Source organism: Proteus sp. G2618, from assembly GCF_009915995.1.
Classification (GTDB): domain Bacteria; phylum Pseudomonadota; class Gammaproteobacteria; order Enterobacterales; family Enterobacteriaceae; genus Proteus; species Proteus terrae.
Window position 1 is genome coordinate 272,956 of record NZ_JAABNI010000023.1, and the last position, 15,047, is coordinate 288,002.

Annotated in this window: 11 protein-coding genes; 5 read left to right on the forward strand and 6 right to left on the reverse strand. The window is 37.8% G+C overall.

Annotation, left to right across the window (positions count from 1 at the left end; genetic code table 11):
• Positions 1–62: 62 nt before the first annotated feature.
• The gene (locus GWJ01_RS13320; RefSeq protein WP_069368615.1) at positions 63–839 is read left to right on the forward strand and encodes a ribonuclease T2 family protein; all 777 of its coding nucleotides are present in this window, start codon (positions 63–65) and stop codon (positions 837–839) included.
• A gap of 19 nt (positions 840–858) precedes the next feature.
• Positions 859–2,481 carry a bifunctional metallophosphatase/5'-nucleotidase gene (locus GWJ01_RS13325; protein ID WP_075673988.1) on the forward strand — a complete coding sequence of 541 codons (1,623 nt, stop codon included), beginning with the start codon at positions 859–861 and terminating at the stop codon, positions 2,479–2,481.
• 262 nt (positions 2,482–2,743) lie between these two features.
• Here the strand turns inward: GWJ01_RS13325 and GWJ01_RS13330 are convergent, their stop codons facing one another.
• From GWJ01_RS13330 to sbcD, 3 genes are all read right to left on the reverse strand, one after another.
• The gene (locus GWJ01_RS13330) at positions 2,744–3,343 is read right to left on the reverse strand and encodes a nitroreductase family protein (RefSeq protein ID WP_109393221.1); all 600 of its coding nucleotides are present in this window, start codon (positions 3,341–3,343) and stop codon (positions 2,744–2,746) included.
• A 130-nt stretch (positions 3,344–3,473) separates the two neighbouring features.
• Positions 3,474–7,202 carry an SbcC/MukB-like Walker B domain-containing protein gene (locus GWJ01_RS13335; protein WP_109401323.1) on the reverse strand — a complete coding sequence of 1,243 codons (3,729 nt, stop codon included), beginning with the start codon at positions 7,200–7,202 and terminating at the stop codon, positions 3,474–3,476.
• Positions 7,202–8,431, reverse strand: coding sequence for an exonuclease subunit SbcD (gene sbcD, locus GWJ01_RS13340; RefSeq protein WP_109393223.1), 1,230 nt, complete (start codon positions 8,429–8,431; stop codon positions 7,202–7,204). The genes GWJ01_RS13335 and sbcD overlap by 1 nt, the downstream gene beginning before the upstream one ends.
• 221 nt (positions 8,432–8,652) lie before the next feature.
• Between sbcD and phoB the strand changes: the two genes are divergently transcribed.
• From phoB to brnQ, 3 genes are all read left to right on the forward strand, one after another.
• Positions 8,653–9,342, forward strand: a complete 690-nt coding sequence (phoB, locus tag GWJ01_RS13345) for a phosphate regulon transcriptional regulator PhoB (RefSeq protein ID WP_109393224.1) — start codon at positions 8,653–8,655, stop codon at positions 9,340–9,342.
• 23 nt (positions 9,343–9,365) lie between these two features.
• Positions 9,366–10,664, forward strand: a complete 1,299-nt coding sequence (phoR, locus tag GWJ01_RS13350; RefSeq protein WP_109401322.1) for a phosphate regulon sensor histidine kinase PhoR — start codon at positions 9,366–9,368, stop codon at positions 10,662–10,664.
• A 479-nt stretch (positions 10,665–11,143) separates the two neighbouring features.
• The gene (gene brnQ, locus GWJ01_RS13355) at positions 11,144–12,487 is read left to right on the forward strand and encodes a branched-chain amino acid transport system II carrier protein (RefSeq protein WP_109393226.1); all 1,344 of its coding nucleotides are present in this window, start codon (positions 11,144–11,146) and stop codon (positions 12,485–12,487) included.
• Positions 12,488–12,556: 69 nt separating this feature from the next.
• On the opposite strand, the gene ydhT is transcribed toward brnQ, so the two are convergent.
• From ydhT to GWJ01_RS13370, 3 genes are read right to left on the reverse strand one after another with little or no spacing between them, the layout of a single operon-like run.
• Positions 12,557–13,528 carry a protein YdhT gene (gene ydhT, locus GWJ01_RS13360; RefSeq protein WP_109401321.1) on the reverse strand — a complete coding sequence of 324 codons (972 nt, stop codon included), beginning with the start codon at positions 13,526–13,528 and terminating at the stop codon, positions 12,557–12,559.
• A 25-nt stretch (positions 13,529–13,553) separates the two neighbouring features.
• Complete coding sequence (gene phsC, locus GWJ01_RS13365; protein WP_109393228.1) at positions 13,554–14,351, reverse strand: thiosulfate reductase cytochrome B subunit; 798 nt, start codon at positions 14,349–14,351, stop codon at positions 13,554–13,556.
• Complete coding sequence (locus GWJ01_RS13370; protein ID WP_098941129.1) at positions 14,348–15,019, reverse strand: 4Fe-4S dicluster domain-containing protein; 672 nt, start codon at positions 15,017–15,019, stop codon at positions 14,348–14,350. Before GWJ01_RS13370 ends, phsC begins: the two co-directional genes overlap by 4 nt.
• Between the last annotated feature and the right edge of the window lie 28 nt (positions 15,020–15,047).

A 15,047-nucleotide genomic window follows, 5' to 3' on the forward strand; every position in this document is an offset into this window, starting at 1 on the left:
CAGGTTTTTCTTACCTTTTTTGAACCAAGAGAGTAGATTTTATTGCTCTTTAAGGGGATTTTATGCGCTTTATGAAGCTATTACCTGCTGCTTTTGCTTTAGTGCTAGCAGGATGTGCAACGCAAGCACCTGAAATTACAGAACCATTAAAACCTCAAGCTAAATTAGTTGAAGGCGTATCTTGTATTTTACCTGATGCTCCAACGGCACCTTACGACTACATTGCTTCTAATGATCGCTATGGTCAAAACAGCACTGCATCAACAGATTATTTTAAGTTAGCGATTAACTACTCACCGGCTTTTTGTGATTATAAAAGTAATAATATTAAACGTTTAAATAACGATAATGAAAAAGATCGTGCAAAACGTGAGTACGATAAATTTGAAATTCAGTGTTTCTCTGATAACAAATTTGGCTGGATTGTTCATGGGCTGTGGGCTGAAACCTGTGATGGTAAATCATGGGAAGAGTGCCGCGATTGGAAAGACATACGCAAGCATCCTCGTTTATGTAAAGGCGATTTACCACCTTTAGAATACTCTGCTATTAAACCTTATCTGTGTGATTCTCCAGGTATTGATCTGTTACAAGGTGAATGGGAAAAACACGGTGTGTGTGCGTTTGATACACCAGATGCATTCTTTGGTAAACAAAAAGAGTTGTATGAAGCGTTAGTATTACCAGAAGGCCGTCCTTCAAATAGTGCATTGATTAAGTTCTTAAAAGAGCACAATCCATCACTGAAGGATAAAGAAATTCAAATTAATCGAGATGAATTCTATATCTGTTATAGCAAAGATTTCGAAGTAATTGATTGTCCGAAACGTGAATTTTGATCTTAGGGATAAATTTTAAATGAACCATAAATATAAACTCGTTGCACTTGCTGTAAGCTCAGTCTTATTAGCAGGTTGTGCAAAGAACTACGACGAAGCTAATGTTGTTGATGTGCGTGTTATCGCAATGAACGACTTCCACGGTGCGCTAAAAGCGCCAGGTCCAAACAAACCTGGTGGTATTGAGCACATGGCTACGTTAATTAAAGAAATGAAGAAAGATAACCCAAACAACATCGTTGTTGCGGCGGGTGATATGGTTGGTGCAAGCCCACTGTTATCTTCAATGTTCCATGATGAGCCTTCAATCGAAGCATTATCATTAGCAGGCTTAGAAGCAACTTCAGTGGGTAACCACGAATTTGATAAAGGCATGGGCGAGTTACTGCGTAAACAAAACGGTGGTTGTCACCCAGTAACGGGTTGCCAAGGCCCAACTGAGTTTAAAGGCGCAGATTTCCAATACTTAGCGGCTAACGTTATTGTTAACGAAACTGGCAAAACATTATTCCCAGAATACGTTATTAAAGAATTCAACGGTATTCCTGTTGCATTCATCGGTTTAACTTTAGAAGGTACTGCGGCTATCGTAACCCCTAAAGGAACCGAAGGCTTAAGCTTCCACAATGAAGCAAAAACAATTAACGCATTAGTGCCTCAGTTAAAAGCAAAAGGCGTTCAAGCAATTGGTGTTCTGATCCACGAAGGTGCTGCACAGCGTCGTGATGGTGGTCCAGTTAATATCAACGCATGTAATGGTATTACAGGTAAAGTACTGGGTGTTGTTGAACAATTAGATCCAGCTATCGACTTCGTTGTGACTGGTCATACTCACCAAGCTTATAACTGTACTATCAACGGTAAATCAGTGACATCGGCACAGTCTAATGGTGCAATGTTAACGCGTATCGACCTGAAATTAGATAAAACAACGAAAGATGTTGTTGATATCGAAGCTCGTAACATTTGGGTTGATAACCGTAAATACGAAAAAGATCCAGCAGTTACTAAACTGTTAGAAGCTTACGAAAAAATTGCTACCCCATTAGCTAATCGTATTATCGGTAAGTTAGAAGGTAACCTGAACAAGCAAACGAATGACGCGGGTGAATCTGCACTGGGTCAAGTGATTGCTGATGCGCATTTATATACTGCAAAACCAAAAGATATGGGTGGTGCACAAATCGCATTTATGAACAGCGGTGGTATTCGTGCTGATATGACTGGTGGTGATGTTTCTTATAACGCAATCTACACTGTACAGCCATTCTCTAACGTACTGTTAACTCAAACGTTAACGGGTGAACAAATCAAACGCCTATTAGAACAACAATGGGATCGTTCACGTCCACAAGTGTTAGCTGTTTCAGGCAACTTCCAATATACATGGGATAGCAAAGCCTCTAATGGTAACCGTGTTATCGTCGAATCAATGAAAATTGATGGCAAACCAGTGGATATGAAAGCATCTTACCGTGTTGTGGCTAACGAATACTTAGCAACAGGTGGTAGTAACTTCTCTGTACTGAAAGAAGGTAAAGATCCAGTTTACAGCGTGCCAGATGTTGATGCAGTCGTGAAATATTTTGCTGAGCAGTCTCCAATTGCTCAACCAAAAGCAAATAACATCACACGTAAATAACGTATTTTCATACGCCTTGTGAAAATCGCACCTTTTACTTTAGTAGAAGGTGCGTAAATAAATAAAGAGAGCAAAGTGTTGAACACAAAGGGTCCATCCCTACCTTTGTATTCATTGCGCACTTTGCTCTTTTTTTTATTAAAAATAACTGTGAATGACTTAAATGAGAGATAAAAAAAAGCCCACAATGGCTGTGGGCAAGGAATGAAAGTAAAAAAGAGGGTATTATTTAGGGTCTTTTGTCAGATGTCTCTTCTAACACTTATTTGAAGATTTTAAAGCGTGAATCATCTTCCATATAACTCTTCTCGCCAGCCTCTTGTTCGATAGAACCAAAGACCATTTGAGCTCTTAATTTCCATGTTTTTGGCAGATCCCAAGTTGCATGAACTTCATCATCAATAATTGGGTTGTAGTGTTGTAATGAAGCACCTACGTTCTCTGCTGCTAATGCAGTCCAAACAGAAAGTTGCGCCATACCACTTGCTTGTTCTGACCATACAGGGAAGTTATCCGCATACAGTGGGAATTGCTCTTGAAGACCTTTTACAATATCGGTGTCTTCAAAATACAGAATTGAACCAGCACCAGCTGCAAAGCTATTAATTTTTGCTTCAGTTGCACTAAATGCTTCTGCGGGTACTAATTTTTTCAGGGTATTTTTAACGATATCCCACAGTTTTTGATGTTGTTCACCAAACAGAACAACTACACGAGATGTTTGTGAGTTAAATGCAGTTGGGCTTTCTTTAACCGCTTCTTTGATAATTGCCGTGACTCTGTCTTCGCTAATTGGAAGTTGATTACCTAAATGATAAATTGTTCTACGTTTTTTCATTAAATCAGTAAATGCGTTAGACATGATGTCTCCTCGATAAATTTAAGCGCTTAAAGCGTGTCTTAGCTTGGGCTAATCTATGGACATACTATAGGGCTTAGCAGTGATTTATTGATATATAAAAAATTTAATCAGTTACGTCAAAATATTCGACCTAGTTTTTAACTTTTTGATTTTCATTCTGTTTATCTGAAAATCTAAACTCAGGAGCAAGTTGGCTAATACCTAAACCTCCCGCTTTTTTTACTTTAATTTGGACAGGAATACGTTCTTTCATGGCTTCTACGTGACTAATTACGCCAATAATTTTGCCGGATGCATTAAGGCTGTCGAGTGCATCTAATGCAATATCTAAGGTATCAGGATCTAATGTGCCAAAGCCTTCATCTAAAAATAGTGATTCAATTTGAGTCTTGTTACTGACCAAATCTGAAAGCGCTAAAGCGAGTGATAAACTGACTAAGAAACTTTCGCCACCAGAAAGCGTGCGAGTATCCCGCAGTGCATCCGCTTGCCATGTATCTGCAATCTGTAATTCAAGGCTTGCTGGTGTTTTACGCTGTAAGAAATAACGCCCATGAAGCTTTTCTAAACGACGGTTAGCTAAATAAATCAGATGATCAAGCGTTAATCCTTGGGCGAAACGGCTGAACTTATCTCCTGATGCAGATCCCACTAATTCATTTAAATAACTCCAATCATCAAACTGAGATTGCTGTTTGGCAATATGAGTTAGTAGATCCTGTTGCTCTTTACGCTTTTCCTCGTCAGTACGCAGTTGTTCTTGAATACGAAATTTCGTTTCTTGTAATTGAGTAAACTGTGTTTCTAACATCAATAATTGAGCGGTAATTTGCTCGAGATCCTGTTGCGTTGCCAATATTGGCTGCTGTGATAAGTGCTGTTGATATACGTTTTCTTGTGTATCCAAACGCGTTTTTTCTTGCAGAAGCTTATCAAGTCTTTGTTTTTGCTGCTCTTGTAAATGATTTCTCTCTTCAACCGATAGTAATGAGGCTAAAAATGCGTTCTCATCATCAAATGGACTGTTTTTTAATCTGTTTTGGTATTGTTCAAGGGTGGCTTGTGAGTGAACATGAAGCCGTTGTAGTGATTTTTCGTTTTCCTGATATTGGCCAATAAGCTGATTTAAACGGATTTCGAGTCGGTTTTTTTCTTCGCTATATTGCTCAATTTGTTTTTGTAACAACTGACTTTGTTTATCCAACTCATTGCGAGCATCTTCGGTAGTTTGTGTGCCGAATAAAGCTTGGCGTTGTGTTTTTAGTTGTTTTTGTTGTTGATGTAATTGTTGTAAATGAACTAAAACAGCATCAAGTTCTTTTTGAACTTCAGCTAAATAGCGTTTTCTCTCTTTTTGCGTTAATAACAATTCGCGGATTGTTTGTTGTAATTCGTGATGTGTTTTTAATGTTGATTGATATTGTTGGCTTTCTTCTTTACGCGCAATAAGCCATTGAATTTTATCTTCAGATACCTGTAACTCATAACCTTGTTGTTTGACAAGGGATTGAATATCTTGCGCTAATTGGGTGTGTTGTTGAAGATATTGCGCTGTTTGTTGTCGTTTATTAGAAGCTTCTTTTTGTTGCTGAGCTAATTGATTTTGTTGATGAAGAATAGCTTGCTGTTGTTGATAAAATTGTTCTTTATTATCAGATAACAGCTTGTATTCTTGTTGAATTTTGGCTTCTAATGCTTGATAATTTACTCGTTTTTGCGTCAGTAAATTATCTTCTTTTTCAAGTGCTGCATCTAATTGAGTTAAAACAGTTTCTTCGCAATCAACATCCGGTAATGCGTGAGTTTGAGCTAAGACTCGCCATTGCTGTTTTAATGACGCAATATCTTGTGTTAGTTGCTCAAGGTCGCTACTTAATTTTTCATTTTGAGCTTGATAGTTAGCACATTGTGTTTTTTGTTCTACTAACTCTATAGTTAATGCATGAACTTGTTGCGTTAAAATATCTAATCGTGTTTTTGTTTCATCTGGTTTTATTTCTTTATATTTTTCAACATAAGGATGTTCAGTTGAACCGCAAACAGGGCATGGATTGTCTTTAACTAAACGTTGTCTCTCTTCTTCGTATTCAGCTAATTTCCGAATTAAAAGATAATTGTCATTTAAATCTTTAAGGTGTTGCTCTTTCTCTCTTAAAACGATGCCATTTTTGCTGATATTTTCAGTCAGTACAGCTATTTTTTGCTGGTTTTCCGAATGACTTTTTTGGTACAGACGTTCAGTTTTTAGAGCACGCTGTAATTGAACCTGTAATCCCATTATTTTTGCGAGCGCATTTCTTTGCTGAGAAATTTGTTGCAAGCGATGAGGAATATCTGCAATTGTATCTGCTTTATTTTGTTGCTCAAGTTGCGTTTGTAATTCACTTAATTGTTGTTGTTGTAAATTAAGAGCGTGTTGTTGTGTTTCTAGTGTGCGTGTTGTTTTTTCGAGAGCAAGTTTAAGTAACTGCTCTTTTTCTTGTTCTGCTTTTTCACTTTTCTGACTAATTAGATATTTCTCTGCAATTTCATCATATTGTTCAAAATAGCGTTGCCACAAAGGTAAATTCTCAGCAAGTTGAGCATAAGCTGTATGCTGATTTAAATATTCACTTAATTCATTGAATTGTTTTTGTGATCCAGCTAATTGGATTTCTGTTAATTGTATTTTTTCCAGATATTCTGACTGTGTTTTTTCCAGTGTGTTTTTTTGCTGTGTTTTTGCTGAAATATCTTGTTGTAGCAAGACTAACTGGTTATCTAATGGCGTCACTTCTTCACGAATAAGTTGTAATATTTGCTGTTTTTTATCATCGTGTTGTTTAAATGTGTCACGAGCCTCCACTAATCGCTGGCTAATAGGTTGGCTTTGTTGTTCAATAAGCCGTTTTTCTGCTTTCAAGGTTGAGAGTTGTGACTCAATATAGGTTTGTTCTTTTAATAGACGATTTTTTTCATCATAAATCGGGCGGATCTTTTCAGCGGGTTCGCTATTTTCAAGACGTTGAATATCGGGCTTGGCAGCAACTAATGCTTCTTGCGCTAAGTTAACTCCGTTTTGTGCTAATAGCTTGTTTTTCTTGATTTCAATGTCTTTTTCTTTCCACTGCTTTGCTGCTTGATATTCCTGTTGTTCTTTTTGTAATAGTCTCTCTTTGGCAAAAAGTTCAGTTTGCTCAGTTAATAAAGCTTGGCGAGCATTTTCATCTAATAACGCCATCATTTCGGCTTGTTGCTTTAGTGTTTTTAAGGCTTGTTCTTCTTCACGCCAATGCTTAAAGATCGATTGGGAAATATGGCGATAAATATCTGTGCCAGTCAGTTCTTCGAGTAATTCAGCGCGAGATTTATCATCTGCATTTAAAAAGGCCGCAAATTGTCCTTGAGATAACAACATTGACTTAGTAAAACGATCAAAATCGAGCCCTGTAATATTAATAATTTCTTCTTTTACTTGGCTAATTTTATTCGTTAATATTTTATCGTTGCCACTCAGTATATTAATTTTAGCTAATTCAACTTTAGGTTCTTGAAGATTACCATCTGGTTTACCTTTAGCGCGCTTTTGTTCCCAAAATGCTCGATACGCCACACCCTTAACTTCAAATTCAACTTCAGCTAAACACTCTGCCGTGTGGCGTGTCATTAATTCATTTTGAGTTTTAGTTATTCGGCCTAGTCTAGGAGTACAGTGGTAAAGCGCCAAACTAATCGCATCTAATAGTGTGGTTTTTCCTGCCCCGGTAGGGCCTGTAATAGCAAATAATCCGTTGCTAACAAAAGGCTCTTGGTCAAAGTTGATTTTCCACTCACCTTTTAAAGAGTTAATATTTTTAAATCGCAGACTTAAGATTTTCATTATGCTTCGTTATCCTCTTGTTCTGCCATTTCAACAGCTTGTTTAAACAATGTTGTTAACCGTGTTTTCGTTTCTTCTGAATCAAATTCATGCTGTTCTAAGCGTCTTTCAAAAACATCATAAACCGTTAATTCGGTCAGTGTTTCGTTCTCATTTTGTGTGAATGCTTGGCGCTGTTTTCTGGCTCTTCTTAATAAGATCACATCAAAAAGGGGATCGTTAGTTAGCTCTTGAACTCGGGTTTGTATATCACTGAGATAATCTTGTGTTGAAACTTCGATATCCAACCAAATAGTGGTATCTGTTTCATCGTATTGTTTTTTTAAATCATCAAGTTGTATGGCTATCTCTTTTAATGAGCCACTGATAGTGCGTAGCAACTGAAATTCAGGAATAGGTAATAGTGTGAGATTAGTTAATTTGTCTTGTTCGAAATCGATAAGGCAGACGCTTTTTTGTTGTCCGCTTTCATCAAAACTTAAAGGAATAGGAGAGCCACTATAACGAATATGACCTGATTTATTTACCACTTGAGGGCGATGAATATGACCAAGAGCAATATAGTCAAATTCAGGAAATAGTGTTGCAGAGAAAGCCTCTAAAGTACCGATATAAATTTCACGTACAGAGTCCGTTACACTTGCACCAATGGTTGTAAGGTGACCTGTTGCAATAATAGGAATATTGACGTTTAGTTGCTTACGTAAATCGAGAGCCTCTTGATATTGAGCTTGATAATAATCAGCAATCGCTTCTTTTAGGATATCTTGTTTTTCAGCACCTGATTGCCCACTTTTACTACTTATCATATCTCTAGGGCGTAGATAAGGGATCGCACAAAGTAATGCTCCCGGAGTATTATCTTTTTGAGGAAGAATAAGCGGAGCTTGTGGGGTTTCAGCATGAACATTGGCAATAACCGTTGTATTTAAACATGCTAATAATGATTTAGATTCATTTAGTGTTGCGACTGAATCGTGATTACCACCCAGAATGACGAGCTGGCATTGTGTATCTCGGATAGCAACAACAAAGCGGTTATAAAGCTCTCGGGCATAACTTGGTGGGGAGCCTGTATCAAAAATATCTCCTGCAACAATCAATGCATCAACTTGATAATGTTTAATTTGTGCTAACAACCAATCAAGAAACTGTTGATGTTCTTGAGCTCGAGTTTTAGTAAAAAAATATTGCCCTAAATGCCAGTCTGATGTGTGAATAATCCGCATTGCTATTCCTCTTTTTTATCTGATGAAGAGTATAGCGCACCTTACTTTTTTAGTGAAAATCCAACAATAAGCCTTCTTTTTGAGTGATATTTCACCGAAAAATGATTTATTTACCTTAACAACTGGGATCTATTTCAGTAATGTTAAGGTTAGTCATAAATCTGTCATAAAACTGCATCATAATCATTTTGACCCTCTATATACATTACACAGGATAGAGTATGGCAAGGCGTATTCTTGTTGTTGAAGATGAAACCGCAATTCGAGAGATGATCTGTTTTGTTTTGGAACAAAATGGTTTTCAGCCTATTGAAGCAGAAGACTATGATTCTGCATTGAGCTTTCTTATTGATCCTTACCCTGATCTGGTTTTATTAGATTGGATGATCCCTGGTGGATCAGGCTTGCAGATAATAAAACAGATGAAGCGGGAAAGTAACACCCGTGATATTCCAATTATTATGCTAACAGCAAAAGGGGAAGAAGAAGATAAAGTTCAAGGGTTAGAAACGGGTGCTGATGATTACGTCATTAAGCCTTTCTCACCTAAAGAGCTTGTGGCTCGCGTGAAAGCAATTTTACGACGATTATCACCAATGTCTTCGGAAGATATTATTGAATTCAATGGATTAGGACTTGATCCTGTTTCTCATCGAGTAACGAGTCAAGATAAACCGATTGATATGGGACCTACCGAATTTAAACTCCTGCACTTTTTTATGACACATCCTGAACGCGTGTATAGCAGAGAACAACTGCTAAACTATGTTTGGGGAACGAATGTTTATGTCGAAGACCGTACTGTTGATGTGCATATTCGTCGTTTACGTAAAGCCATCGAAGAAGATGGTCATGACAGAATGATACAGACAGTACGTGGAACGGGATATCGTTTCTCTGCCCGTTTCTAAGTCAATATGGGAGTAATCGTCAGGTGTTAGAACGACTATCGTGGAAAGCCCTCGTTTGGGGGCTATGTCTATTTTGCTTACCTGCTTTTATATTATCGCTTTTTATCGGGCATCTTTCTTGGTTGCTGGTGGCATCGCTACTTAGTGCACTTGTGTGGCATGCCTATAACTTGCTGAAATTATCTAAATGGTTATGGCTAGATCGCTCAGTACTGCCTCCGGAAGGAAGAGGAGGATGGGAGCCTATTTTTTATGGTATTCGACAAACACAGCAACGTAATCGAAAACGACGTCGAGAATTAGGCGACTTAATTAAGCGTTTTAGAAGCGGGGCTGAAAGCTTACCTGATGCGGTTGTAATGATGACCAATGAAGGTAATATTTTTTGGTGTAACAGCTTAGCTCAACATCTATTAGGTTTTCGCTGGCCAGAAGATAACGGGCAAAATATTTTTAATTTATTACGTTATCCAGATTTTTTGCACTATTTTACCGCAGGCGATTTTAGTCACCCTTTAACGATTTCTCTTAATAATGGATCTATTGTGGAATTTCGTGTGATGCCATATAGCGAAGATCAGCGCCTAATGGTGGCGCGAGATGTGACAGAAAAAAATAAACTAGAAAATGCACGACGTGATTTTTTTGCCAACGTGAGTCACGAATTAAGAACGCCTTTAACCGTTATTCAAGGCTATCTTGAAATGATGGAAGAAAATAGTGTCGCTAAACCAGCAGAGCATAAGGCTATAGTGACGATGCAAGAGCAAGCTAAGCGCATGGATACGCTTGTTCAACAACTCTTACAACTTTCTCGTATCGAATCTGCTCCTCATATCGATTTAAACAAAATTGTTGATATTCCTGCTATTTTGGCTTTATTACAACAAGAAGCGGACTCATTGAGTCAAAGTCAACACCATATTATTTTTGATGTTGATGAGCATTGGGCTGTTCGAGGTAATGAAGAGCAATTACGTAGTGCGGTTTCTAACTTAGTGTATAACGCTATTAATCACACTGAAGAAGGTACAACAATCAAAGTCAGTTGGAAGAAAGTTCCCCAAGGTATGTTATTTAGTGTCTCAGATAATGGTTCGGGGATTAGCGCAGAACACTTAACTCGTTTAACAGAGCGCTTTTATCGTGTTGATAAAGCTCGTTCTCGTCATTCTGGCGGTACAGGGTTAGGTTTGGCTATTGTGAAAAAATCACTACTTCATCATCACTCTCAATTAAATATTGAAAGTAAAGTAGGTGTTGGGAGTACATTCTCTTTTATCCTTCCTCAAACATTGCTTACTGCTAAAAAAACACACTAGTAGTATGTCTTTTTTAAAGCCTTTATCACTTGTCTTTAATCTGTGATAAAGGCTTTTTTGCCCCTTTCTTGATCTTTTTAATATCAATAAAAACTAATATCGTAGCGTTAAATTTTAATATTATTAATTAATGGTAACTTTAAATGATGCCAATACTCAATATTATTGGTGATAAAGTGCACAAATCATATCATGTATATTCTATGATATATGAAAGTTATAACTAGTGCTGAAAAATAGTTTAGATGATTATTCTGGTTTTAGGATTGGCTATTGCCTTTTTTCATTATAAAAGTTTTACTTGTGAGCAGTTATCGGCAAATTTTTCTATTTAGTACTTAATTGCTCTGCATGAAATGATTATATTTAAATATTATCCTGAATAATGACGGTCTGAGCTTAAATAGATGTTGTTGATTTTATGTTGCGCTACCTTGGCGTAATTTAACCATTATTGTAACTACATATTAACAAAACTTATGGCACATAGATTAACTTCCAGAGATGTTCTGGCATTAGGGTTTATGACATTCGCCCTATTTGTTGGCGCTGGCAACATTATTTTTCCTCCAATGGTGGGGTTACAATCAGGCGAATTTGTTTGGACTGCTGCGATTGGCTTTTTGATCACTGGTGTGGGTTTACCTGTTTTAACGGTTGTTGCACTGGCAAAGGTCGGTGGTGGTATTGAGGCATTAAGTACACCTATTGGTAAATCAATGGGATTGCTATTAGCCATTGTTGCTTATCTTGCTGTTGGACCACTTTTTGCAACCCCTCGTACTGCAACAGTTTCTTTTAAAGTGGGTATTGCTCCTTTAGTGGGTGATACAGAAATCTCATTGCTGATTTATAGCATTGTCTATTTCTTAATTGTTATTGGTATTTCGCTTTATCCGGGGAAATTACTAGACAGTGTTGGTCATATTCTTGCACCGATTAAAATTCTGGCATTAGCGATATTAGGTATGGCTGCGGTATTTTGGCCTGCTGGTGGCGCTATTCCTGCGACTGAAGCTTATCGTGATATGGCGTTGACTCAGGGATTTATTAACGGTTACCTCACCATGGATACATTGGGTGCTATGGTTTTTGGTATTGTTATTGTTAATGCAGCACGCTCTCGAGGGATTGATAATTCATCATTGTTAACACGTTATACCATGTGGGCAGGAATTATTGCGGGTGTATTATTAACTGCGATTTATTTGAGTTTATTTAAATTAGGCTCTAGCAGTGGCAGTATCATTCCGGGTGCTCAAGATGGTGCTGATATTTTACATGCCTATGTTCAGTACACTTTTGGTAATTTTGGTAGCTTCTTCTTAGCCGTACTGATTTTCTTAGCCTGTATGGTGACTGCTGTTGGTTTAACCTGTGCTTGTGCAGAGTTTTTTAGCCGTTATTTGCCTATCTCTTATCGTGTATTAGTGTTGATTTTAGCGATATTTTCAGCCGTTGTTTCAAATTTAGGATTGAGCAAACTGATCGAGTTTTCTATTCCTGTACTGATAATGATTTATCCACCTTGTATTGTGATTATTTTAATGAGTTTCACATTACGTCTGTGGAATAACCCAAGCCGTATTATCGCGCCAGCAATGGCTGTTAGCTTATTTTTCGGTATTTTTGATGCAATAAAAGCGTCTAATTATCTGAAACATTTATTACCAGAATGGGCGACAAAACTGCCACTAAGTGAGCAAGGTTTAGCGTGGTTGATCCCAGTATTAGTAGCGATTGTTGTGTGTGGTATTTACGATAGAGTCGCAGGCTTACAGAGTAAAAAAGTGATCCATACTGAAGCCATCAATAAGCAATAAAGTACATTGATTGTAAAAGTAAAAAGGGAAACGAAAGTTTCCCTTTTTTAATAATATATATTTGAGGTATTAATTAACAGAAGTCGAATTCTGTTTTATATGTGCAACAGGATGCTGATTTTCATCTAAATAGTAATGAACTCCAGCGATGATACCATCCTCACCTTCATAGAAGATTTTAAAGCGGGTACGATTGCCGTCATGATAAGCAATAACGACACTACCGCCTTTTCCTAAGCAAAACTGATGGAGATCACCTGTTGAGATACAAATACTGTCGTCGCCAGATACCGTGACTTTACAGTTATCACCTGTATTAATTGCCACAGAGTTATTTCCAGTAACATTGATTTGCGCTAAATCACCAGTGTTAGTGACTTTTGCGCGATCTTGAGAGGCGGTAATGAAATTACGTATACCACTGTTTGCGATATGAACACCATTACCTGACGCATAAATTTTGACATCATTGCCACTATTACAAATGCGAGAGCGCCCACCTAAGCTACCAATACGACACTGATTACCCGTATTACACACTTTTCCTGCGAAACCCGTATTCATTAATTGATTGCTATAACCCGTGTTAGAAATGCTATTTTCATCACCAGAAAAAGCGACGATGTTATTACTGCCACATAAAGCGAGGTCAGTGCTTAATTGCTGACTTTTTAAGATCAATTGATGCCATTCAGTAGAAAATTGAATATTTTCAGAGGTTGGCAAAGTGTTGTGATAGGGCAGACGTTGTAATGTCACGCCTTGTTGTTGTTCATTGCCGAGCAGGAACAAGATGTTTTCCATGACTTCTTGTTCCTGTTTGGCAAAGGATACTTCACTAAAATGACGTAAATAAATATATTGAATAAAGCTTTCTATCCACTGTGTACGGCGCTGTTTTATTAACTCACTATGAATAGCACTGTAAGTGCCTCCATCAGGAAAATAACGTAAAAACCAACGATAAAGCGAAGTTGAAACATGCAGTTGTCGTAAGTCTTCTTTTGTTAATCTAATATTTTCCTTTGAAGGGACTGACATATAAGCTCCTTAATCCATGTATTAATTAGTGTCTATGGTAACCGTCAACCATACTGCGAAATGTTTGGAATGGCGTTTTTCCTGTTGTACACAGATAAAGGTGACCAATGATAAAAAAGACACTACATACAGCTAATATTTGGTGCGCTATTAATAACCAAGCTTTAAACATTACAGCATCAGCAGGAATGAATGCTGGATTTTGAAGTAAAACACCAGTTATCAAAAGCAGTGGAACTAACGCATACATCACACCTAAATAAGCCATTTGTTGCAGTGGATTAAACTTAACATTGGGTGTTGCTGGGAAAGGATGACCTTCTCCTTTAATAATACCGTAGAGATAAAAACGAGTTTGCATAAAGGCACGTTGAAACCAGTTTTTGCCATCAATGCGGTAAAACTTGCCATTACCACCAATAAGATTAATAAGAACAAAGGACAACCAGCAAACCAAGAGCAGATAACCACAGATTTCATGCACACTAACTAATAACGCGGTATCGTGGGCTGAAAGTAGGGCGAAATGGTTGATGCCACCACTTAGAAGTAACAGAATAAATAAAGAGGCATTACTCCAGTGCCATAAACGAACAGCTTTAGAGTAAAGATAAAGTTTCTCTTCTTTATGCGATTCACCATGTGGTGTGGCAAAGCGATAACGTAAAAAGCCATGTAGTGCGAGCACAAGTAGCATGCCAATAAATAATACGCCTGCAACAATTAGCCAAAGAGGTAAATAGTCGGGAGTATAGATTAAAACATACTCTTTTAGTGCGGCTTGGAACTGAGCACTGTCTGGCATTGTATTGACGATACTCATACTTTACCCTCCTCTTGAACATGAGGCCCTACACGACGATAAAGATGCGGTTTTCCTACACCATCAAGTTGATAAATATAGTAATCGTGTGTTTTGAGCCATTCTTGAATTTGAGGGCTGTCTTCTCTACCAAATAACAAGGCACTTTGTGGACAAGCACTCACACAAATCGGTGGGAAACCTTTTTGTAATCGAGACTCAAGACAAAAGTCACATTTATCAGCAACATGTGTCACAGGGTTAAGATAACGGACTTGGTATGGACATGCCGATATACAATAGCTACAACCAATACATTTCTCTTTATTAACACGAACGATGCCATTGGTTTCATCACGCCAAGAAGCACCTGTAGGGCAAACCGGAATACAAGGGGCATCTTCACATTGTTGGCAAGAGTGTCTAAAGAAATGATATTTATCGTTGTCTTCTTTGAGGCTTAATGGAATATGGGCAATATCCATTCGTGCCATACCATTGGGTACTTTATTTAATCGACGACATGCAGTGGCGCAGATATTACAGCCATTACAGAGCGTCTCATCGTGGATCATGGCATAGCGGATAGGTTTTTTTTCTGCAGTTGCCGCAAGCGCACTTCCTAGTGGCGCACTGAAAAAAATGACCGATCCCATACCTGCTACAAATTTACGGCGAGAAACACGCATTATTTTTGCTCCTCAGTCTGATGATGTT

What these genes read in the sequence shown, in the direction of transcription:
- GWJ01_RS13320 (WP_069368615.1), top strand. Translation starts at nt 63, where the DNA reads ATGCGCTTTATGAAGCTATTACCTGCTGCTTTTGCTTTAGTGCTAGCA.
- GWJ01_RS13325 (WP_075673988.1), top strand. Translation starts at nt 859, where the DNA reads ATGAACCATAAATATAAACTCGTTGCACTTGCTGTAAGCTCAGTCTTA.
- GWJ01_RS13330 (WP_109393221.1), bottom strand. Translation starts at nt 3,343, where the DNA reads ATGTCTAACGCATTTACTGATTTAATGAAAAAACGTAGAACAATTTAT.
- GWJ01_RS13335 (WP_109401323.1), bottom strand. Translation starts at nt 7,202, where the DNA reads ATGAAAATCTTAAGTCTGCGATTTAAAAATATTAACTCTTTAAAAGGT.
- sbcD (WP_109393223.1), bottom strand. Translation starts at nt 8,431, where the DNA reads ATGCGGATTATTCACACATCAGACTGGCATTTAGGGCAATATTTTTTT.
- phoB (WP_109393224.1), top strand. Translation starts at nt 8,653, where the DNA reads ATGGCAAGGCGTATTCTTGTTGTTGAAGATGAAACCGCAATTCGAGAG.
- brnQ (WP_109393226.1), top strand. Translation starts at nt 11,144, where the DNA reads ATGGCACATAGATTAACTTCCAGAGATGTTCTGGCATTAGGGTTTATG.
- ydhT (WP_109401321.1), bottom strand. Translation starts at nt 13,528, where the DNA reads ATGTCAGTCCCTTCAAAGGAAAATATTAGATTAACAAAAGAAGACTTA.
- phsC (WP_109393228.1), bottom strand. Translation starts at nt 14,351, where the DNA reads ATGAGTATCGTCAATACAATGCCAGACAGTGCTCAGTTCCAAGCCGCA.
- GWJ01_RS13370 (WP_098941129.1), bottom strand. Translation starts at nt 15,019, where the DNA reads ATGCGTGTTTCTCGCCGTAAATTTGTAGCAGGTATGGGATCGGTCATT.